Origin of the sequence: Bacillus xiamenensis (assembly GCF_000300535.1) — a bacterium.
Classification (GTDB): domain Bacteria; phylum Bacillota; class Bacilli; order Bacillales; family Bacillaceae; genus Bacillus; species Bacillus xiamenensis.
Genome location: NZ_AMSH01000037.1, coordinates 1 through 20,265, shown reverse-complemented (window position 1 = coordinate 20,265; position 20,265 = coordinate 1). Strand labels below are relative to the sequence as shown.

The following is a 20,265-nucleotide window of genomic DNA, read 5'->3' as shown; positions in this document are numbered from 1 at the left end:
AAAATCCTCTTAAAGTAGAAGAGGACAAAAGGACGTATTTCTTTTGATTTGAATAGTATATGCTACTTGAAGTAATCAATTTTCACAATGAATTTCTCAACTGATATTCCATCACTCCCGATCATATGGAGTTTAGGCGTTTTTAAATTTCCCTCACCATTATTTGCAAATGTAAAGGTGACGGTACCGCTTATATATTGATGAGGCTTAATATCTTTAACTCTTTTGCCTGTTTTATTATTAATAAAGTCTATGGTCTGGGTTTCTTCCTCTCCCCTCATCATTCTATAAAATTCAGGATGTAGGGGAAGTTTATCGTTTGTTTTATTTTTTAATGTAAATGGTATGCGGTATTCAGTTATTTTATTTCTCATTTCATCAATGGTATTAATTTTCTTAGCTTTTTTAAACGTATGACTTATTTTTAGAAATTCAAACGTTTCATTTGTCGTAAGGTTTTTTTCTGTTACTTTATAGTTGGAGTATTCACTATTCACTTGTTGATAGCGGAACATGCTGATTAAGATAAAAATTATAGTCATCACTGAAATTACTATTACTTTTTTTCTCATTTTTCTTTATCCCTATCAACAATCGTTTCTTTTATAATTTCACCAGATTCAATATCATAAATCGTATCTGAAACCTTTTGAAGAGTTTCTTTATCATGGCTAGCGATCAAAATTGTTTTACCTTCATTTTTTAATGTTACGAGTAATTGATGTACTATTTCGACTGCTTTCTCATCTAAAGCATTAGTAGGTTCGTCTAAAATGAGCAAATCCGGTTTTTCCATAATTGCTTGAGCTATTCCCAAACGTTGTTTCATCCCAAGAGAATACTTTTTAAACTTTCTTTTGTCATTTGGATCAAGCCCTACACGAGAAATCACAGCAGAAATTTCGTTATCGTTAATTTTATTCTGAATCATAGAGAGTAATTTTAGGTTAGCAAAACCAGTATATTCTGGGATAAAACCAGGATACTCTATTAATATTCCAACATTTTCGGGAAATGAGATGTCTCTGTGTAATTGTTTCCCACCTACAGTTACTTTTCCATCACTTGGTTTTACTAATCCGGATAATACACGAAACAACATTGTTTTTCCGGATCCATTAGGTCCACGAAAACCATAAATATTCCCCTTTTGTAATGATAAGTTAATATTCTTAAGGACTTGGTTTTTTTTAATAAATTTGTTTAATGCCTCAATTTTAATATATTCTTCTGACATGAGTTTCACCTCGATTAATATTCTTTTTCATGATCATTGCCGTATTCAGTTAAAAAATCTTGTTTGATAAAAATTTTATATGCTAGAAAAGTAAAAAGTAATCCAAAACCACTAAATAAATAAATCATTCTAGAAAATAAACCTGGTATAAGCCAAGATGTCATTTCTAATGACAGTGAGTCATTAATGAAAGAAAAACCAAAATAAATATTAAGCATTTTATCAAGAATCACAGCAGATGAAATGATAATAAAGCTGTATATATAATTTTTACTTAACAAATAGCAAACCACAACAAATAGTCCGATCAGATGGAATACCAATAAACTTGTAATCAGATATCTAATTAACATGATATTAGATGAAAAGTATTCATCTAAAGGTAGTTGATCGCCATATATTAAGTATGGAGCTCCTTTTGTAGACAGCCAAACGTTGTTCCACCTTCCTGACAGGAAGCCACCCAGAAGGAAACCACCAATTAGGTATATGAGAGTGAATATTAGACAGATCCAAAAGACACGTAATAATAACGATAAAAATACTTTTTCTCTTTTTTGATAACGAACAAAACGAGAAGAGTCGAAAAAAGGTACGATTCCAAATGAAAAAAACATTAGAAAAAGGGGTAATACGGGAAAAATAAATGTATAGGAAGAGAAAAATAAATTTAAAGATTGTGGTATTCCCATTATTCCATGTTGCGGTATACTTTCTTTGACTAAATATAAAATACAGAGCAAATAACAAAAAAACCAGATGAATAATCGCACTTTATAACGGCATATGTCGAGTAAAACGATATGTAGTTCTTTAACGAATAACATTCTTTTTAACCCCTAGAATGTATAATGAAAAACTTAACATAAATCCGATAAACAAGTGTAAAACAAGACTTGCTAGACTCACACCATCTGTAGCCTGTTGTTGCAAGAAGCTTGTTGATATCATTTCCTGATGCCCTAGTGTTGAAAGTACCATGTTTATGACATATAAACTTGCAAAAGGTGTAATTAGAACAACAAATGATTTTTTAATAAACATTCCAAATCCCAAAGCTATACTTGCGAACATACCAGAGAAAATACCAATCAATATGACATATAAAAGCATATGAACAAAGGGATGTGTATAATATAGATCTGGTAAGAAAGTATTATCAGAGTCTAAAGGCATCTCATTGTTAATCGCTCTATCAGGTTTTATATTTGGAAGTCTCATGAAAGACAAATAAATATTTAATAATAGGGGAAAGACAGCTGTGAGCATACCTGCTAAAAAGTTTATAAGAAACAAACTAAAGAAATATTGTTTTTGTTTTCCTCTAATAATTAAAAAGCGAAAAAAACCAGTTGACCGATCTCTTGAGTACAGATCTGAAAATGGGAGTGTTGCCAAAATTGGTAATAAGAACATGTAAAGTGCTGGATAATCTGATATTCCACCGATCCCCATCCATTTTGTATAAGGGGTAAAAGAAATTCCTCCTGTAAGTTCTAAATGTTCTTTGAGTGGCATTTCTTCTGTCCAAAAATAAGCAATCGCTAAAATTGCACCAATGGCTAATGATATGTAAAAAGAAGGGCGCTTTATTAATCGTAATATAAGCAAATAAAACATGTTTCTCTCCATTTCGTTTATTTAAAACTAAATATAGAAGCGACTCAGTTAATTCTGAGTCGCTGTGTCACATAGTTCTCTTTTGAGTTTAAAGAGCCTAATAGAATCAAGGGCTTTTTGGATCGTAATCGGGACTCCATTTGCCATTAGCATGACCAGCTGCATTCTTCTTAGCACCTATCGAAACAGGCGGATATCCTATTCCCAAGAATGTTTTTTCAACTGCCAAATTGTATAGGAGTTGTACTCCTTTATAATTTTTCTTAATTGTATAATAGTGGCCATCTGAAACATCTTTTCCTTTAGATCTGGCCCAGGCTACATAAGAAGTATTATTCTTTTCACTGTTCATATAATACCAAGATTTAGTAAATTTTGTTCTAGATGTTGTCTCATCATATGGATTTCCTTTTAGAAATCTAAAATTATAATTAGTATCTTTATAGTTGCCACTTGGTTCTCCTGCATAGACATGCACAATTCCTATAGTAGAAAAGGTTACTCCTAGAATTAAAGTTAGGCTAATGATTATTTTGTTTTTCAACTGTCTTCACCTCATTGTTTACTTACAATTAAGTATTTATCTGCGACACCTATGCAATTATTATCTTTATTTAGCCAAATCATTCTTAATGCTATTTCTGCTTTCTGACCTTTGAATGTTGGTAAATTAATTAAATAATCGTGATCTACATCTGATCTATCATAAGGTTGTTCCCATTGATGAGTAACTCCTCTATCATCTTTCAATTTTCCCAAGATTTTTGATGGGGGAGGTTCTTTTTGACTAAAGGTCATCGCTAATTCATAATTTTTAGGAAGTGGTCCAACTTCAATGTCCTCTCCTTTGAAAACATTTTCAATTGCCACATCATTATTCTTTATCTGACCTTGATAATAATGATCCTCTTTCAACTTTTCCCAAAATATAACTTTAAAAAGACTTTGCTTTTGTTCGGTATCAAAATAGAATATTTTAGAATCATCCTTTGTGCTATTATCCAAATCTTCTATACTTACAGAAGGATCTGGAGCTTTGTCTTTTATGGTGTTATTGAAATTATTTGATTGACAAGCACTAATCAAAGATATCATTATTAAAATTAAAAAAAATGTAAATAACTTTTTCACTATTTTCCCCACTAAAACCATAATTTGTACCGGTACGTGAGAATTATACAATAAAATAAAGAAAAATACACCTTTTTTTGTATTTTTTTATTTAAAATGCTATGTTATGCTATGTTCTAGTTAGTTGATAAGAGAGGGCTTTTTTACATGATTGGTTTATTATTACTTTTTAAAAGAGATATGATTCTTGGGTTTCATAGAACTACAAAAACTTTTATCATTATATCTATTCTAGGGTTGTTTAATTTCCTATACTACCTTTATTTTCTGCATATTAGTTTAACTAAAAGTAATGTTGCATTTTGGGATGTTATTGGTAAAACCTTTGCAGGTGTTCCCTTTGAACTTGTCGAACAACAAACAATTGAATTTCCTTTTGGATGGATTATATTTCAATTAAGTGGTGCAATATTGGTCAATACTTTTATAAAAGAAGATCTATTTGCCCATAGTGCCTTTATTAGAGTTAGAACAAAGTCAATATTTAAAATGTGGGTAAGCAAACTATTATTTTGTTGTGCCGCAATATTTATCTTCTACATATTAATATTGTCCCTTACCTGGTTTGTTTGGAAATTGAGTGGGGGGACAGTAAATAACTTGACAGATTACGGCGAAAGTATTTTAAGATATTCGTCCTTTCAATTCTCTTATAGTCAAATTATTGTTTATTCAATTCTCTTAAATATAGCTGGCACATTTCTTTTTACTTTTATCTTTGCTTTTTTAACATTAATTTTTAAAACAATTTATAGTTTCATAATTTGTATCTGTATTTTATTTCTTTCCATTTTCTCAGATAATCCAATGCTACTTGGGAATGAATTTATGCTGATTAGGCATCCTATGTTTGGTTTACCTCCAGTTGTCTCAATTATTATGACACTAATTATAGTTCCTATTCTCTGTATTGTTTTTTCGATAGGTGGGGGAATTTATCTATCTAAGTATGATTTAATAAGTGATATGGAAAAGGAATGAGATTTTATAACCCTATAGTATCCTGTAGATTTTGAAATCTAAATTTACCCGATCTTTGGAAGAATAAAGTACTTAAAATTGAGGAACTGTTGTGATATTTATATCAATAGTTCTTCTTTTTAATACCATCATCATGTTTGACTAAATACCTATCAGGGTATACTATCTGATCATAGGGAAAAGAGAAAGGAGTGTTAAATGTGGAATATAATCAGCAGATGAAGAATCGTCTTCGCCGGATTGAAGGGCAGATTAAAGGGGTTCTTGCGATGATGGAGCAGGGAAAGGATTGCCGCGAGGTGGTGACGCAACTATCTGCTTCACGCAATGCCATTGATCGGGCGATGGGTGTGATTGTGAGTACAAACCTTGAGCAATGTGTCCGTGAAAGTCTTGAGCAAGGCAAGGATACGGAGGGTCTTGTGAAAGAAGCGGTTGAGCTCTTGGTGAAAAGCCGGTAAGAAATTCCTCAGCCTTTGAGGTTGACGGATTTTTTTACTTGTTATAATATACCCTTACCGGTATGTGTATATATTTTTGATTTCAATATACCCCAATGGGTATTAAATATAAGGAGGAGCATGATGGAAGACCAGAAGAAACGAACGACGATTGTTTTATTTAGTGGAGATTATGATAAAGCGATGGCTGCTTATATTATTGCAAATGGCGCAGCGGCCTATGATCACGAGGTGACGATTTTTCATACCTTTTGGGGGCTGAATGCTTTGCGTAAGGAAGAGATGGTGCCACTTAAGAAGGGATTTTTAGAAAAAATGTTTGGTAGCATGATGCCGCGCGGTGCTGATCGAATGGGGCTGTCAAAGATGAATTTTGCAGGAATGGGACCGAAGATGATTAAGCATGTGATCAACAAACACAATGCCATGACCCTGCCGCAGCTCATTGATATGGCGAAGGAACAAGACATCAACCTCGTGGCATGTACGATGACGATGGATCTTTTAGGGCTGCAGGAGAATGAATTACTAGCAGACATTCAATATGCCGGTGTGGCAGCGTATTTAGCAGAGGCTGAAATCGGGAATGTGAACTTATTTATCTAGGGAGGTGTTCATACATGATTCAAATGCTTTTGCTCATCATTGTGATCGGTTTGCTTGTGAGCCGTTTTCTTCCCGTACGGGGTGTGAAACAAATGGATGCAGGCGATATGAAACCTAATAGTAAAGATCAACAGCTGATTGACGTACGATCTGCCATAGAGTTTCAAACCAACCATATGAAAGGATTTCGAAATATCCCCTTACCTCAGTTAAAAGAACAAGCACATCAGCTTGCGAAGGACAAAGAGATTTATGTGATTTGCCAAAGCGGGATGAGAAGTATGCAGGCAGCTAAAATATTGAAGAAGCAGGGATTTACCAAGATTACGAATATCAAGGATGGCATGAATGCTTGGCATTCAAAGGCATAATAGGCTTGAAAATATACCCCACCCCTATAAAAAGGAGGAAATACCATGCAGCAACCAACTGCGATTTTAGATGCAAAAGGCTTGGCATGTCCAATGCCAATTGTAAAAACGAAAAAACAAATGAACGAACTACTGCCAGGTGATGTGCTTGAAGTGCAAGCAACCGATAAAGGGTCAACAGCGGATTTAGCGGCTTGGTCAAAAAGCGCCGGTCACGAATTTTTAGGAACAACAGTAAAAGGACAGGTGCTCCATCATTTGATCCGTAAGGGCGGAGCGAAAGAGGAGGAGGGGCAGTCAATGATTTCGGAAATGTCTTTGAATACGTTTCAACAGAAGGTAGAAGAAGATCAGTCTTTGTTTATTTTAGATGTACGAGAGCTGGATGAATACGAGGCGGGGCATATTCCAGGCGCTGTTCATATCCCGCTTGGCGAGGTTGAACAACGTGCTAAAGAATTGAACCCGGAGACGCTCATTTATCTCATCTGTCATTCAGGAAGAAGAAGTGAATTAGCCGCGCAAAAGTTAAAAGAAAAAGGGTTTCATCAACTGATCAATGTAGTGCCAGGCATGAACAGCTGGACAGGAGAGATTGAAAAATAGGAGCTGAATGAAGCATGACTGTAAAAGCAATGACAGCAGAACAGGTGACAAAAAAGGTCATCAACAAAGAGCCTCTCTTTTTGTTAGATGTACGAAATGAATCGGATGTACAGGATTGGAAGATTGAAGGAAAAGCGATTGAATATGTCAATGTACCTTATTTTGAGCTGCTTGATGGCGTAGAGGAACTGTTGGAGAAAGTACCAGCTGACCGAGATGTGCTGGTGGTTTGTGCCAAAGAGGGATCTTCTATGATGGTGGCAGAGATGCTGTCAGAGGCGGGCAGAACGGTTCATTATTTGCAAGGCGGCATGAAGGCATGGAGTGAGCATGTAGAGCCAGTGAAGATCGGTGATCTAACTGGTGGTGGAGAGTTGTACCAATTTGTGCGGATGGGCAAGGGGTGCTTGTCCTATATGATCATGTCCAATGGGGAAGCTGCGATTGTGGATGCAGCGAGAATGACGGATGTTTATCTCCAATTTGCTAAAAAGCATCATGTCACAGTGACGCATGTGTTTGATACGCACCTTCATGCGGATCATATATCTGGCGGGAAAAAGCTGGCTGAACAGACTGGGGCTATCTACTGGCTGCCGCCAAAAGATGCCGAAGAGGTGACGTTTAAGTACAATCATCTTGAAGAAGGGCAGCGGGTGACGATTGGAGCGGCGGCGATTGATATTCACGCCCTTTACTCACCGGGTCATACGATTGGTTCAACCTCTTTTATCGTGGACGGCCAGTATCTTCTGTCAGGCGATATTTTGTTCATTGATTCGATCGGACGACCTGATCTAGCCGGCATGGCGGAGGACTGGGTAGGTGATTTGAGAGAAACTCTTTATGAGCGATATACGGCGCTTTCGGCAGAATTGATTGTGTTGCCTGCACATTTCATGATCGTGGAAGAGCTGAATGAAGACGGGAGCGTTTGGAAGGAGCTAGGCGTTCTGTTTGAAGAAAATCATGGGCTGAACATTGAAGATGAAGCCGCATTTCGACAAATGGTCACGCAGGATCTGCCTGCACAGCCAAATGCTTATCAAGACATTCGGTATACCAATATGGGGAAGTTGAATCCAGACGAGGAAGCACAGCGAGACATGGAAATTGGTCCAAACCGTTGTGCGATTCGATAATGTTCAATAAAATAAAGAATCGAGGGATGATCAGATGACATCAGATCACATTTTAGATGTAACAGGGCTTGCGTGCCCAATGCCGATTATTCGAACGAAGAAAAAAATGAATGACTTAGCGGAAGGTCAAGTATTAGAAATACATGCAACAGATAAAGGGGCTAAAGCTGACTTGGCTGCATGGGCTAAGTCAAGCGGGCATGAATTGATCACACAGACGGATGAAGGAGATGTGCTGAAGTTCTGGGTGAGAAAGGGTTCCTAAAGGATGTAGGGGTATCTGTTAAAGAGCCCCTTTTCCTTTTGCAAAGGAGGAGACCAGCGTGGATTTTACGTTTTTCATTACTTTATTTATCATCGGATTTATTGGTTCCTTCTTATCAGGAATGGTCGGAATAGGAGGATCTGTGATCAACTATCCCATGCTGCTTTATATCCCGCCTCTTGTCGGTGTGCTGGCGCTATCTGCACATGAGGTTTCAGGGATTGGGGCCATTCAAGTGCTATTTTCGACGCTCGGCGGTGTGCTGGCGTATCGAAAAAGCGGATTTTTACATCGTTCTTTGATTTTATATATGGGAAGCAGTATATTGGCGGGAAGTTTATTAGGCAGCTATTTATCGCATTTCCTTCCAGAGAAAGGGTTGAATGTGGTCTATGGTCTGCTCGCCATTGTCGCTGTCATCTTAATGTTTGTTCCGAAAAAAGGACAGCGGGATGAAGCAGGTGGAGAGGTGACCTTTCATAAAGGGCTGGCGGCTGGAATTGCTTTTGTGATCGGAAGTGTATCGGGTGTATTAGGTGCAGGCGGTGCCTTTATTTTAGTACCGGTGATGCTATCAATTCTCAAAATCCCTGTGCGGATGACGATTGCCTCGTCTCTGGCCATTACGTTTCTCTCTGCGATCGGCGCATCGGCTGGGAAAGTGCTGACTGGTCAAGTCATGCTCATTCCTGCTGTTGTTTTAATGGTGGCCAGTTTGATTGCAGCTCCGATTGGTGCGAAAGTCGGTCAGAGAATAAATGCTGTTTATTTGCAATGGCTGCTTGCTGTGATGATTACAGCAACAGCGATCAAAATCTGGCTGGATTTATTATAAGAAAAAGACCAACAACCGAGAGAGCAATGGTTCTTTTCAATGTGTTGGTCTTTTTTATTTGATGTCATCATGCTCGATATATGTTTCAAGTGCTGGGTGATACTCTTTTTGATAATGAAGGTTGGGGCATGTTTTCACGACTTTGCCTTGCAGAGCATTGGACTTCGAGACGTCTAATGCTGTTTTACATTTTGGGCAGCGTTCGGCAAATAATGAGAGCCAGCGCTTCATAGATCACCACTCCAGTTAAAGTCTTAAAAACCGATTATATTAATATGAATTATAGGGGATCGTGTCAATGAGGTCAATGGGTATTTGACTTTTTAACAAAAAAGAAGCACAGCGTGTAGACAAACCCTCGCATTCTTTGTCATCTATCTGAAGCATCGTATAGGATGCTCCTCTTTTTTTCTGTATGACTTAGTAGGCTTTCGCCCAGAACACCATATCAGAAGCAGGTTTCCCGCAGCAGACACATGTGTCAGAAACGGATTCTTGTTCAAACGGGATACAGCGTGATGTCGCCCCTGTTCTCTCTTTGATGTCGTTTTCACAGTCTTCATCGCCGCACCACATGGCTTTGATCAACCTGTTTTCTTCAGCAAGAAGCTGCTCGATGTCTCCGATTGTATGGGCGTTTGATGTTTTTTCATGTAATCGTTCTTTTGCTTTTTCGTACATCGTCTGCTGAATGTCTTCAAGCGTGGACGTGATGGTTTGTTCAAGTGCATCTAACGTGACGGCTTGCTTTTCACCTGTGTCTCGTCTTGCGAGCATGACCTGGCCTTTTTCCATATCCTTTGGTCCTACTTCTACGCGTAATGGGATGCCCTGCATTTCGCATTCGTTGAATTTCCAGCCAGGCTGTTTATCACTTGCATCGATGTCAGCGCGTGCGATGCGGGCGAGTCTATCCTTTAATTCATAGGCATGATCGAGGACACCTTCTTTATGGGAAGCAATTGGCACAACACGTACTTGGGTTGGCGCAATGTTTGGCGGTAGGACAAGTCCTCTGTCATCGCCATGCACCATGATCATAGCGCCAATGATTCTTGTGGTGAAGCCCCATGATGTTTGCTGGACATGCTCTAGTTTTCCTTCGCGATTTAAAAATTCAATGCCAAACGCCTTGGCAAATCCGTTGCCGAAGAAGTGAGAAGTGGCGGTTTGCAGGGCTTTTCCGTCATGCATCAAGCTTTCAACCGTATAGGTGAAGCGGGCGCCAGCGAATTTTTCTTTCTCTGTTTTCCTGCCTTTAATGACAGGGATCGCTAGAAGCTCTTCACAAATAGACGCATAGACATGGAGCATTTTTTCTGTTTCTTCAATCGCTTCTTGCTCAGTCTCGTGACAAGTGTGCCCTTCCTGCCAGAGGAATTCAAGGGTTCTAAGGAATGGACGTGTTGTCTTTTCCCAGCGGACGACATTGGCCCATTGGTTATATAGCTTCGGTAAATCACGATAGGAATGAATGATGTTTTTATAATGCTCGGCGAACAGCACCTCGGATGTTGGTCTGACGCAGAGTCTTTCCTGTAATTCCGAATCACCGCCATGTGTCACCCACGCCACTTCAGGAGCAAAGCCTTCGATATGATCCTTTTCTTGCTGGAGAAGGCTTTCTGGGATAAAGAGCGGCATATAGACATTCTCGTGACCTGTTTCTTTGATTTGACGATCAAGTTCGTCGCGAATATTCTCCCAAATTTTAAAACCGTATGGCTGAATAATCATACTGCCTCTAACGCTTGAATAATCGACGAGACGCGCCTTTGTGACAACATCTGTATACCACTGGGCAAAGTCGTCTTCCATGCTTGTAATTTTCTCAACAAATTGTTTCTTTGACATCGTCTTTTTCCTCCTTTTAAAAAAACAAAAAAGCTGTGCTTTAAGTTAGGGACCATTCCTGGTGGTACCACCCTAATTTAAAGCACAGCTTTACACTCGATCATGATAACGGTATGAACCGCTGTATGAAACAGAACTAAATCGGCAGGTTCACTTGAAGATGTCAGTAGGAACTTCTCAGCACCGTTCCCTCTCTGTTAAAGATCGATTCAAGCTACTATTCCAGATCTACGTTGATCCTTGTTCGTTGATTTTTCATCAGTTTACCTGTAAATGGGGGAGAAAGCAAGTTGGTCTGCAAGTTCATTTCATGCCTTTCTGAGGTCGTTTATGTCGAAGAGCCATTGGCAGATATTTTCTATTTTTGCAGCTTGCACGTTATGGAAGGCTATGCTAATATATTTGAAGAAAAAAATAGACTTGTATAACCTCAATAATATGGTTTGAGGGTTTCTACCAGGATCCGATAAATCCTGATTACAAAAGCGCGCTTTCCTTTTTTGTAATCAGGGTTTTTTTGTTTGTCTGCACCCTGTATCAAAAGTGAAAGCCATGATATAGAGAAGGGATGTTAGACATGAACTGGAGAGTTTATTTATTAGCTGTTTCTACTTTTGCGGTTGGATTAGTTGAGCTTGTGGTCGGGGGCATTTTGCCAAGTTTAGCAGAGGATCTCAATGTGTCTCTTGCGACAGCTGGGCAGCTTATTACGGTATTTGCGATTGTGTATGCTATTTCAGCACCGGTGCTACTGACCGTCACAGCCAAAATCGAACGAAAGCGTCTTTATTTGATCGCATTATTGGTCTTTACATTAGGCAATGTATTCACATATTTTAGTTCCACCTTTGCCCTTGTCATGATCTCTAGGGTCTTGATTGCCATGAGTACGGCGCTTGTTGTGGTGTTATCACTAACGATTACCGCCAAGTTGGTGGAACCGACGCATCGAGCGAAAGCATTAGGTTTGATTTTTATTGGGATTAGCTCATCACTTGTTCTCGGTGTACCGATCGGTATTTTTATTACAGAGAGCTTTGGCTGGAGAGTGATGTTTTTAGGAATCAGTATTCTGTCAGCCATATCCATGGTACTCATTTATTTTCTATTGGAGAAAATGCCTGTTGAAAAAGTCACGCCGCTTAAAGAACAAATTCGTTCTTTAGGGCATCCGAAAATTTTCAGTGCACATTTGATTAGTTTGTTCATGCTTGCTGGTCATTATATGCTGTATTCTTATTTCACGCCATTTCTGATGGAAGTTTTGCATATGACTCCGTTTTGGATTAGTATTTGTTATTTGGTCTTCGGACTTGCGTCGATTGGCGGGAATGGGTTTGGCGGCTGGCTGAGTGACAAACTAGGATCAGGAAAAGCCATTTTGCTTGTGACCATGGCGTTTGCCATTGTGATGTTTATCCTTCCTTATACAGCGGGAGTGTTTATGCTCTTTATGGTGATGGTTGTCCTATGGGGTGCTCTTAGCTGGGCACTGACACCTGCTTTGCAGAGCTATTTGATTCAAACAGACCCTGTGACGTCTGATATTCAGCAGAGTTTGAACACATCCGCTTTGCAAATTGGGATTTCCATTGGATCAGCAGTGGGCGGCGTCATGTTTACAATGACCGGTTCATCTGTTGATTTGGCTAAATTCGGCGCTGTTTTTGTGCTGATTGCCTTTAGCTGTGCAGTGATTTCATTAAAGAGACCGCCGCTTTATATGGATCGTCAGCATCACGCTGAATAGAAGAGAATAAGATCGTTTTCGTGTTAGTTAGCTGCCTCATCATAGGCAGCTTTTTATTTTTTGAAAACCACACCTTCACTTTTACCAGTAATGACTTCTTCTCCATGCTGATTGATATACCGGGAAAAAAGGTGGACACGATGGTATTTTTCAAGGGGTTCTACCTTGGTGACGGCCATCTGGCAGGTAATGGTGTCACCTGTATAAACAGGGCGTATGAAGGTACATGTCATCTCTTGACCGATAAAATGAAACTGCCCGCCAAGCTTCGTGGCTAGACTTGCTGTGAGAAAGCCGTGTACCATGAGCCTGCCTTGATCATCTAGCTCGGTATGATGTTTGCCAAGATCACCTGTCATCTCGCCAAATTGGATCACATCTTCATGCGTATAGGTTTTGCTTGTTTGAAATTGATCGCCTGGTCGAACCATCTGTTCTTCAGCTCCTTTTTTTAAATGTACCAAAGGAGTGAATGAATGTACATTCATTTTTGTGATGAGATGTTAGAGGCAAAGAAGAGACAGGATGCCTTTCTTTGCCCTTGATACGTCAGGAAAAATGTCATCTTCTATTCAAAAATAACCATTTCTCCAATTGGATGAAATCCGGCACGCTGATAGATATGTTTGCCGTCATTTGAGGCTTGTAACATCACACACTTTTGTTTGTTATCTGTCTGGGTCAGAAGGTAATGAAACATGTCACTGCCAAGTCCTCTTCCGCGGTGTTCTGCCTTTGTGATGACATCATAAATACCGTAGCTGTCTGCTGTTTCAATCAATAAGCCCGTTGTGACTGGTTTGTTGTGTTCATATCCAACGAACATGCGGGTACTCGGGTGTAATCGTTCAATCGAAAAGCGCTGGAAATAGCTGTTTAAAGAGATTGCTTCAGGTGATCCTTCGAAAAGTTCGATAAATAAATGTTGATAATCGAGAAAAGTTTGATCGTCAGTCACTTCCTTGATCGTAAGCGATTGAGAGGTCCTTTGATCGATGTCGTTTGTATGTTCAAGCATCATGATGGTATTGCGTTCCACTTCTTGAAGCCCATATTTCTGCATGATATTCGACCAATCGGGGTGGAGCAGGCTTTGAGTGATCCATGTGCTGAATGTTAGCTGCTGTTGCTGCATTTGTTCGATGGCAGCTTCCACTTTTTGTTGATCTTGTATGTGCGCTGAAATCGGTAATAATAAATTGAACGTGTCAGTTGATATATGCGTGTTTGATAGAACGAAATCTTCTGTTGATAGGAACGATCCGTTTACAACAGAAGAAAACAAATTTATTTTTTCTTCTAACTGGCGAATGGCCATTTGCTGCTCTGTTTTCATTCTCTCACCTTCTTTTTTTGATTGAGGGTTACCTATCATAAATGATAGCAAAGAAAAGGAAATTGTGCCGTCTCTTGTAATCTAGTAAAAAAGTTCTTTTATTTATCAGGTCTGATGACCCATTCTTTTCCTCATCCCCACATTTCTTTTGACTCCTTTATTGATTATTAGTACCATTTTATTAACCAGTTAAGAGTGGAGGTTCAGATGGAAACAAAAGAGCAGATTGTCTTAAAAGCGATTCAAGATTTGATTATGCATAGGGAAAAGAAACGGAACGATCCAACAGATCCACTGATTACCACGACTGATACACTCAAGCAAGATTGGACACTTACACAGCTTCATATTTTATCTATGATTCAAGCAAACCCTAACGAATCCAATAATACATTTCTTTCACAACAACTAAAACTATCAAAACCCGCCATTACAAAGGCTGTGAAAAAACTCATCGAAAAAGGCATGGTCGACTATTGCCACCGGCAAGGTGACAAGAAATCCGTCTATTATTCACTGACAGAGGAAGGTACACAGCTGGCGGCACTGCATGATGAGCTTCATGAACAGGCAGTCTCCTCCTATTTAGAATTCCTCCATGAATTTAATGAAGACGAACTACAGGTTATTGAGCGCTTCTTAAAGGCTTGGAAGGAAAAGATATAAATAACGGACCGAAAGCTTTCTATAAACTAGATGCTTTCGGTTTTTTTATGGTAAAATTAACATATATTGACGTTATTCGTGATGATGTGAAAAGGGGGGAGCTTCTTTGGGGAAAGAAATGATGGAAAATTTTAAAAAATCAGCAACCATCATGCCGTTCGTCGGATTGTTTGTCAGCTTGCTATTATTTGTTTATTTTTTTGGTATCACAGGAGTTGAAGGGCCGATTTGGGCTGCTGCATTGTATTGTGCTCTGCCCTTTTTAGGGTACACGATCTTCTATCTGCCTGTATGTATTTATTTTAAAGTTAGAAAAAAACACTCAATCCATAAAAATGAGGAACATACATGATCGTTGTCAGCGCTTGTCTTGCGGGATTAAAGGTCCGTTATAATGGCAGCCATCGATTAGATCAACGTATCGAGGAGCTTGTGCAGGAAGGAAAGGCGGTAACAGTTTGCCCTGAGCTGCTTGGCGGTTTCTCTACACCAAGACCTCCCGCAGAAATTATTGGTGGAGATGGTCATGATGTCTTACGGGGGCAGGCTTCTGTTGTTGATGTTCATGGAACAGATGTGACAGAGATGTATGTAAATGGTGCACAAGCCACGCTTAAGCAGATTCAGACTCTTGGCGCAACATCCGTCGTGTTAAAAGAGTACAGCCCTTCTTGCGGAAGCCGGATGATCTATCGGGGAGAGTTTAACGGGAAGACAAAGGCTGGGGACGGTGTGACGTCTGCCTTGCTGAAACAGCATGGGATTCAAGTATTCTCTGAGGAGGATGATTGGACCTCACTGTTTGTATAGGAATAAGTAGAAATCTATTTAATTAAAAAACAAATATATTCACATAAAAATTTTGTGTTGTTAGTATGGGACAAAATGAAATTAGATCATAGTAGCCCTTGCATGGTCTATTTTCATGCATGATCTTTCGCACATTCGGGTATAGTGCATGGTAAGCAAAAATGAAGCGGAGGTTTGTTTGATGAGTGGATTAACAGATACAGTCACATTAGCAAACGGAGTGAAAATGCCGAAGCTTGGCTTTGGTGTATGGCAAGTAAAAGATGGGGATGAGGCTGTAAATGCAGTCAAAGACGCACTTGAAGCGGGCTATCGCAGTATAGATACAGCAGCGGCCTATCAAAATGAAGAAGGTGTAGGCAAAGCCATTCAGCAATCAGGTATTTCTCGCGATGATCTGTTTATTACGACAAAGGTCTGGAATCGTGATCAAGGATATGAATCAACACTTGAAGCCTTTGAAACAAGTATGAATAAGCTGGGACTTGATGTACTAGATCTTTATTTAATTCATTGGCCAGTTGAAGGCAAATATAAAGAAACGTGGAAAGCGCTAGAGAAGCTGTATAAGGATGGACGCGTTCGGGCAATTGGTGTGTGTAACTTCCATCAGCATCATTTAGAGGATTTATTAGAAGAGGCAGAGGTTGTGCCAATGGTGAATCAAATCGAGCTGCATCCGAAGCTGACGCAGGAGCCTTTACGTGACTACTGCAAGGCGAAAGGAATTCATGTAGAAGCGTGGTCGCCATTAGGCAGCGGGAAGCTCCTGAACCATCCTGTTCTCCAAGATATCGCGAAAAAACATGACAAATCAGTAGCGCAAGTAATTCTTCGCTGGGACTTGCAGCATGGCATTATCACCATTCCAAAATCTGTGACGAAGAGCCGAATCATTGAAAACACACAAGTCTTCGATTTCGAGCTGTCCGCACATGAGTTGGCTATTATTGATCAGCTGAATGAAGATGAGCGCACAGGTCCAGATCCAGATAACTTTGATTTTTAAACGAAAGAAAAGCACAGGTGATATGGTGGGACTGACCCTAGTTTTTGAGACAGGGAATCAAAAAAATTTTATACTGTCAATTGCCGATAGTTTATCGGTGATTGGTTGTTCGTTCGAATGCGAAGGTTGATATAACATGCCCATGGTAATGCCTTTTATATGAACACCTTTGTAATACTTTTTAAATGTAAGAACCTTGCGCTATGTAACACGCAAGTTCTCAGGCAGTGCTGGGAGCTGATCAATTGTGTTTAAGACAAAGTTTGTATCCCGTAGTCGAAAAATACCGGATCGGAACTTTCAGTCTTATCGCCCCCTTGCAAAACTAACAAGGGTATCACGTATCTATCTTATTGATAGAAACAATTATAATTTCCAGTATTTTAAATTTTTATAATGGAGAGATGATTGCTTTTACGATTGGTGATAAACAGCCTTTTTCGATATCCGTATCTTTTGGCACAAAGTGTCGATTTGTTTCCTCTAGTTGTCTCTTAGAAGTATTCTTAGTTAGATCCTTTTTCCATCTATAAAACGAAATGTGTGTGGTGCCTATTTAGATACAGGTGTTCTCGTTTTGCAAAAATATTCTACAGTTCAATTTACTTTTTTTATCAACTTTCTTTCCAATTCGTTGTCCTTTTTTAAAACTTCATTCTGTTGTTTCATTTAGCGATTTTTTGCCTAGAGTCTCTCTAAATCTGGAGAGTACTCGGGTCCTTTTCCATAGTAAATGGTTTTCAATAGGCTTTTTGAAACGGTGTGTCTTTCCAGTCCTATACCACTTCACTCATGTCTGAACCTGCGTCTTATTCCTAATCCTCATATCTCTTTCATAGATCCGCCTGCCAATCCCATTTCTACAGCCTTCCGATTGACTTAAACAAGGTAAATCACTATTGTCTCCATAGAAAATACACCTCCATGTTTTATTTCGGATAACAGCTATCCGTTTTCTAACTTGAAGGTGCTGTTTATTTACCTCATCTTATGAGGTCGGTCTCTGCTTAATTTAACTTGGGGTTATTACCGTATAATGTTAGAATCCTAATAAAACATATATGGTTGACGTGGTTGAGTTTATTATTTGTGCTACTAAACTATCCTAATCTTTTAATTTCGCTATAAACATTTTCAGTATTATTTCCATTACTATGTTCCACTAAGTTATTATATCTAATAATATATTTTTGAAGTTGGTTTTGATTATAATTTATTTTTATAAAATTATTTAATGTACTATCGATATGATTTACGATATCTCCAAAACAATTAGTATCTTGTAATATGTTTGGCGCTCCATATTCTGCTTCTGCTATCTCTTTATCCCCCCAAAAAAAGATCATATTACTTCCTCCTGCAAATGCATAAAAGCATATGGAAGAGTAATCAGTAATAACAACCTTTGAATTAATGAGGGCATCTTTTATATCACCTTGGTATAGATAATCTTTAATCTGGTCATAAGTTTCTGGAAATTGATTTTTTAGCATTAGCCCTGCTTTTGGGTGTAAAGTAATATTGATTATTTTATCTTCATAAAAAGGATCAGTTTTAACAATTCTTAAAAATTGTAAATAGCGGTCAATATAGGAATTTTCTTCTATTCTTCCAGTAACATCCCAGGGTCTCCAGGTTAACATAAAAGTAATTTGCTTTTTATCTTTATTTCTATTTTTAACATATAGATCTAAGTTGGGTACCCCTTTTTCAATTAGTTGATCGTCAGTAAATTTAGGGTATTTTCTAAAATAATAGGATTCGAGTTTTGAATTTGTTACAATATAATCCGGACAAATGGGTACTTTTTTATTAAAATAGCCTCTCTCAAAAACATTGGTGGCGAGACAGACACCGTGTTGTAAGAATATTTTATTATTATTACTTAATATCTTTCTTTTGATATTTTGACTATTATCATATAATCTTCTTTGTACATGGCTTACTAAGTCAGAAGATATGAATTTTTTAGCTTTAAATATAAAATAGAATGCCTTAAAGCTATTGTGAGCTAGAATATTATTTTTACCATATTCCTCTTTTAAAGATAAAAATTTATCGTGATTTTTATCCAAAATAAATTTGGAGTAGGAATCATTTTTTGCTTTTGATTTTTTGAATACTTCAAAGGCTGATTCACTTGCATTTTTAGAAAATTTCTCAAAATAGATGTCGTATTTTTCTTGTTTCCCGAATCTTGAAATTAACCTAGCAAATTTTTCTTTAAACTTTGTTTTAAAACTTAAATAATCGGTCATGACTAACACCATTTGGCCAGTTATAGATTTCCTTACAAAAAACTCAATATTTTCATTCAATTTATAACTTCTTGAGCTATAAACATAGTGCTTTTGATCGTAAGTATTTCTATAATTAAATTTCAAGGGATAATAGTAGTCTGTATTATCCTTGTTTGTCGATTTGATATATAAAGGCAAATTTATTTCACTTGATTTTATATATTTATCTAACAACTCATTTTTTTTAATTTTAACATAACCAAAATGAGTAATTAATCCTAATTTGTTTGTCACAGTTGAAAATTTATCGCGAATTTTTTGAGGAAAAATATAATTAAAATTTAAATTTAAAGTTTTGTCATATCCAATTGCTATATTAGTTTTTCTCATATTAGCAAATTTAAAGCGAATTACACCAAGAATATAAAAATTATCACCGAATGTAATTGTTTTTAATCTCTGTGGGGGATTAGATTCTGCTTTCTCTATTCTTTCTTCAATTGTTAATAGAGGATGGTCTTTTTTAATTATTATAAAAGACAAAGTGTTGAAAGGATCTAAATATACGACAAGTATTGATTCTTTAATTCTATGGTCGTTTTCATGGATCTCTAAAATCTCAATTCTATTATTATTACTTTTGTTTTTAATGACTTTCTGATCTGCTTTATATATATAAAACTTTTTGAATAACATTCTTTTTTTTCTATTTATAACTTTTCCATTATTAAAATCAGTAAACTCGCCATTTAAAACAATATTTCCATTTTTATTAGATGCGTAAAACAATTTTGACCTCTCCTCAGTGAACTTTTTTAAATTTATATAGTAAATAGTGGTATTTTCGGCGATGTAATAATCAGGTGATTGAACTTGTGATTTAGTAGGTTAACATTCTATGAAAACTTTTCTGTATACCGAATTTCATTTCATACTCAATTAACATCAGCTTATTTTTGTGGGAATATCAGCATAAAGAAATATTTTTTCTATATCCAATTAATTATCTAAATGGTATATAGATTGTAAGAACCCAATTTAACGTGAAATTACCAGACAAGAGAAATGCATACAAATAAGTATAGCATTAATTTTACTGTCAAAACTATTCTAAATCAATAAGCTATTTCATCTCTTATGGGACAAATTCAATATTTCTTGAATTGCTATGATCCGAAGTGGTTGTTTGGCTTTTTTCTGTTTGCACTATATTGCTTGTATAATTTAGGTAGACTCATATTTAGATTAAAAGTTAAGGGAATAATTTATATGAAACTAAGTACTAGGAGTCTGTGTCCTGCTTATCACCAATTGTAAAAGCAATCACTTCTCCATTATATAAATC

The 20,265-nt window shown here is 37.5% G+C and carries 24 protein-coding genes and 1 riboswitch; of the genes, 13 read left to right on the top strand and 11 right to left on the bottom strand.

Annotated elements, in window-relative coordinates; all coding sequences use genetic code 11:
• Window positions 1-62: 62 nt before the first annotated feature.
• From BA1_RS12175 to BA1_RS12150, 6 genes are all read right to left on the bottom strand, one after another.
• The gene (locus tag BA1_RS12175; RefSeq protein ID WP_008359336.1) at window positions 63-572 is read right to left on the bottom strand and encodes a hypothetical protein; all 510 of its coding nucleotides are present in this window, start codon (window positions 570-572) and stop codon (window positions 63-65) included.
• The gene (locus BA1_RS12170; protein ID WP_008359334.1) at window positions 569-1,237 is read right to left on the bottom strand and encodes an ATP-binding cassette domain-containing protein; all 669 of its coding nucleotides are present in this window, start codon (window positions 1,235-1,237) and stop codon (window positions 569-571) included. Before BA1_RS12170 ends, BA1_RS12175 begins: the two co-directional genes overlap by 4 nt.
• Window positions 1,238-1,251: 14 nt before the next feature.
• Window positions 1,252-2,064, bottom strand: a complete 813-nt coding sequence (locus BA1_RS12165) for a hypothetical protein (protein ID WP_008359331.1) — start codon at window positions 2,062-2,064, stop codon at window positions 1,252-1,254.
• Window positions 2,051-2,857 carry a hypothetical protein gene (locus BA1_RS12160; RefSeq protein ID WP_008359329.1) on the bottom strand — a complete coding sequence of 269 codons (807 nt, stop codon included), beginning with the start codon at window positions 2,855-2,857 and terminating at the stop codon, window positions 2,051-2,053. The genes BA1_RS12165 and BA1_RS12160 overlap by 14 nt, the downstream gene beginning before the upstream one ends.
• Window positions 2,858-2,963: 106 nt before the next feature.
• Complete coding sequence (locus tag BA1_RS12155) at window positions 2,964-3,401, bottom strand: hypothetical protein (RefSeq protein WP_008359326.1); 438 nt, start codon at window positions 3,399-3,401, stop codon at window positions 2,964-2,966.
• An 11-nt stretch (window positions 3,402-3,412) separates the two neighbouring features.
• On the bottom strand, window positions 3,413-3,988 hold the full coding sequence (locus tag BA1_RS12150) for a hypothetical protein (RefSeq protein ID WP_017358716.1): 576 nt from the start codon (window positions 3,986-3,988) through the stop codon (window positions 3,413-3,415).
• 147 nt (window positions 3,989-4,135) lie between these two features.
• Between BA1_RS12150 and BA1_RS12145 the strand changes: the two genes are divergently transcribed.
• From BA1_RS12145 to BA1_RS12110, 8 genes are all read left to right on the top strand, one after another.
• Window positions 4,136-4,969: a hypothetical protein gene (locus BA1_RS12145; RefSeq protein ID WP_008359322.1), complete on the top strand. Its 834-nt coding sequence runs from the start codon at window positions 4,136-4,138 to the stop codon at window positions 4,967-4,969.
• 200 nt (window positions 4,970-5,169) lie between these two features.
• Window positions 5,170-5,430: a metal-sensitive transcriptional regulator gene (locus tag BA1_RS12140; protein ID WP_003217059.1), complete on the top strand. Its 261-nt coding sequence runs from the start codon at window positions 5,170-5,172 to the stop codon at window positions 5,428-5,430.
• A gap of 123 nt (window positions 5,431-5,553) precedes the next feature.
• Window positions 5,554-6,036: a DsrE/DsrF/DrsH-like family protein gene (locus tag BA1_RS12135; protein WP_008359320.1), complete on the top strand. Its 483-nt coding sequence runs from the start codon at window positions 5,554-5,556 to the stop codon at window positions 6,034-6,036.
• Between the two features lie 14 nt (window positions 6,037-6,050).
• A complete protein-coding gene (locus BA1_RS12130) occupies window positions 6,051-6,407 on the top strand; it encodes a rhodanese-like domain-containing protein (RefSeq protein ID WP_008359319.1) in 357 nt (118 codons plus the stop codon).
• Window positions 6,408-6,452: 45 nt separating this feature from the next.
• Window positions 6,453-7,013 (top strand): sulfurtransferase TusA family protein, encoded by a 561-nt coding sequence (locus BA1_RS12125; protein ID WP_008359318.1) that lies wholly within the window; start codon window positions 6,453-6,455, stop codon window positions 7,011-7,013.
• Between the two features lie 14 nt (window positions 7,014-7,027).
• On the top strand, window positions 7,028-8,155 hold the full coding sequence (locus tag BA1_RS12120) for an MBL fold metallo-hydrolase (RefSeq protein WP_008359317.1): 1,128 nt from the start codon (window positions 7,028-7,030) through the stop codon (window positions 8,153-8,155).
• A 34-nt stretch (window positions 8,156-8,189) separates the two neighbouring features.
• A complete protein-coding gene (locus BA1_RS12115) occupies window positions 8,190-8,420 on the top strand; it encodes a sulfurtransferase TusA family protein (protein WP_008359316.1) in 231 nt (76 codons plus the stop codon).
• Between the two features lie 58 nt (window positions 8,421-8,478).
• Complete coding sequence (locus BA1_RS12110) at window positions 8,479-9,255, top strand: sulfite exporter TauE/SafE family protein (RefSeq protein ID WP_008359315.1); 777 nt, start codon at window positions 8,479-8,481, stop codon at window positions 9,253-9,255.
• 54 nt (window positions 9,256-9,309) lie between these two features.
• On the opposite strand, the gene BA1_RS19305 is transcribed toward BA1_RS12110, so the two are convergent.
• Both BA1_RS19305 and proS read right to left on the bottom strand, forming a co-directional pair.
• A complete protein-coding gene (locus BA1_RS19305; protein ID WP_008359314.1) occupies window positions 9,310-9,486 on the bottom strand; it encodes a hypothetical protein in 177 nt (58 codons plus the stop codon).
• Between the two features lie 189 nt (window positions 9,487-9,675).
• Window positions 9,676-11,109, bottom strand: coding sequence for a proline--tRNA ligase (gene proS, locus BA1_RS12105; RefSeq protein WP_008359313.1), 1,434 nt, complete (start codon window positions 11,107-11,109; stop codon window positions 9,676-9,678).
• Between the two features lie 400 nt (window positions 11,110-11,509).
• A riboswitch (purine riboswitch) is annotated at window positions 11,510-11,609 on the top strand.
• A gap of 77 nt (window positions 11,610-11,686) precedes the next feature.
• On the opposite strand from proS, the gene BA1_RS12100 reads away from it, so the two are divergent.
• Window positions 11,687-12,859 carry an MFS transporter gene (locus BA1_RS12100; RefSeq protein ID WP_008359312.1) on the top strand — a complete coding sequence of 391 codons (1,173 nt, stop codon included), beginning with the start codon at window positions 11,687-11,689 and terminating at the stop codon, window positions 12,857-12,859.
• Window positions 12,860-12,912: 53 nt separating this feature from the next.
• Here BA1_RS12100 and BA1_RS12095 read toward each other — a convergent pair whose 3' ends face one another.
• The gene (locus BA1_RS12095; RefSeq protein ID WP_008343876.1) at window positions 12,913-13,290 is read right to left on the bottom strand and encodes a hotdog domain-containing protein; all 378 of its coding nucleotides are present in this window, start codon (window positions 13,288-13,290) and stop codon (window positions 12,913-12,915) included.
• A gap of 137 nt (window positions 13,291-13,427) precedes the next feature.
• Window positions 13,428-14,195 carry a GNAT family N-acetyltransferase gene (locus BA1_RS12090; protein ID WP_008359311.1) on the bottom strand — a complete coding sequence of 256 codons (768 nt, stop codon included), beginning with the start codon at window positions 14,193-14,195 and terminating at the stop codon, window positions 13,428-13,430.
• A gap of 207 nt (window positions 14,196-14,402) precedes the next feature.
• On the opposite strand from BA1_RS12090, the gene BA1_RS12085 reads away from it, so the two are divergent.
• From BA1_RS12085 to BA1_RS12070, 4 genes are all read left to right on the top strand, one after another.
• Window positions 14,403-14,861, top strand: coding sequence for a MarR family transcriptional regulator (locus BA1_RS12085; protein WP_008359310.1), 459 nt, complete (start codon window positions 14,403-14,405; stop codon window positions 14,859-14,861).
• A gap of 106 nt (window positions 14,862-14,967) precedes the next feature.
• Window positions 14,968-15,213 carry a hypothetical protein gene (locus BA1_RS12080; RefSeq protein ID WP_008359309.1) on the top strand — a complete coding sequence of 82 codons (246 nt, stop codon included), beginning with the start codon at window positions 14,968-14,970 and terminating at the stop codon, window positions 15,211-15,213.
• A complete protein-coding gene (locus BA1_RS12075) occupies window positions 15,210-15,671 on the top strand; it encodes a 2-thiouracil desulfurase family protein (RefSeq protein ID WP_008359308.1) in 462 nt (153 codons plus the stop codon). The genes BA1_RS12080 and BA1_RS12075 overlap by 4 nt, the downstream gene beginning before the upstream one ends.
• Window positions 15,672-15,852: 181 nt before the next feature.
• A complete protein-coding gene (locus BA1_RS12070; RefSeq protein WP_008359307.1) occupies window positions 15,853-16,680 on the top strand; it encodes an aldo/keto reductase in 828 nt (275 codons plus the stop codon).
• Window positions 16,681-17,780: 1,100 nt separating this feature from the next.
• On the opposite strand, the gene BA1_RS12065 is transcribed toward BA1_RS12070, so the two are convergent.
• Window positions 17,781-19,709, bottom strand: coding sequence for a CDP-glycerol--glycerophosphate glycerophosphotransferase (locus tag BA1_RS12065; RefSeq protein WP_008359306.1), 1,929 nt, complete (start codon window positions 19,707-19,709; stop codon window positions 17,781-17,783).
• Between the last annotated feature and the right edge of the window lie 556 nt (window positions 19,710-20,265).

Bases quoted from the DNA above. Each gene is read 5' to 3' on its own strand.
- BA1_RS12175 (WP_008359336.1), bottom strand. From the start codon at position 572: ATGAGAAAAAAAGTAATAGTAATTTCAGTGATGACTATAATTTTTATC.
- BA1_RS12170 (WP_008359334.1), bottom strand. From the start codon at position 1,237: ATGTCAGAAGAATATATTAAAATTGAGGCATTAAACAAATTTATTAAA.
- BA1_RS12165 (WP_008359331.1), bottom strand. From the start codon at position 2,064: ATGTTATTCGTTAAAGAACTACATATCGTTTTACTCGACATATGCCGT.
- BA1_RS12160 (WP_008359329.1), bottom strand. From the start codon at position 2,857: ATGTTTTATTTGCTTATATTACGATTAATAAAGCGCCCTTCTTTTTAC.
- BA1_RS12145 (WP_008359322.1), top strand. From the start codon at position 4,136: ATGATTGGTTTATTATTACTTTTTAAAAGAGATATGATTCTTGGGTTT.
- BA1_RS12135 (WP_008359320.1), top strand. From the start codon at position 5,554: ATGGAAGACCAGAAGAAACGAACGACGATTGTTTTATTTAGTGGAGAT.
- BA1_RS12130 (WP_008359319.1), top strand. From the start codon at position 6,051: ATGATTCAAATGCTTTTGCTCATCATTGTGATCGGTTTGCTTGTGAGC.
- BA1_RS12125 (WP_008359318.1), top strand. From the start codon at position 6,453: ATGCAGCAACCAACTGCGATTTTAGATGCAAAAGGCTTGGCATGTCCA.
- BA1_RS12120 (WP_008359317.1), top strand. From the start codon at position 7,028: ATGACTGTAAAAGCAATGACAGCAGAACAGGTGACAAAAAAGGTCATC.
- BA1_RS12115 (WP_008359316.1), top strand. From the start codon at position 8,190: ATGACATCAGATCACATTTTAGATGTAACAGGGCTTGCGTGCCCAATG.
- BA1_RS19305 (WP_008359314.1), bottom strand. From the start codon at position 9,486: ATGAAGCGCTGGCTCTCATTATTTGCCGAACGCTGCCCAAAATGTAAA.
- proS (WP_008359313.1), bottom strand. From the start codon at position 11,109: ATGTCAAAGAAACAATTTGTTGAGAAAATTACAAGCATGGAAGACGAC.
- BA1_RS12100 (WP_008359312.1), top strand. From the start codon at position 11,687: ATGAACTGGAGAGTTTATTTATTAGCTGTTTCTACTTTTGCGGTTGGA.
- BA1_RS12095 (WP_008343876.1), bottom strand. From the start codon at position 13,290: ATGGTTCGACCAGGCGATCAATTTCAAACAAGCAAAACCTATACGCAT.
- BA1_RS12090 (WP_008359311.1), bottom strand. From the start codon at position 14,195: ATGAAAACAGAGCAGCAAATGGCCATTCGCCAGTTAGAAGAAAAAATA.
- BA1_RS12085 (WP_008359310.1), top strand. From the start codon at position 14,403: ATGGAAACAAAAGAGCAGATTGTCTTAAAAGCGATTCAAGATTTGATT.
- BA1_RS12075 (WP_008359308.1), top strand. From the start codon at position 15,210: ATGATCGTTGTCAGCGCTTGTCTTGCGGGATTAAAGGTCCGTTATAAT.
- BA1_RS12070 (WP_008359307.1), top strand. From the start codon at position 15,853: ATGAGTGGATTAACAGATACAGTCACATTAGCAAACGGAGTGAAAATG.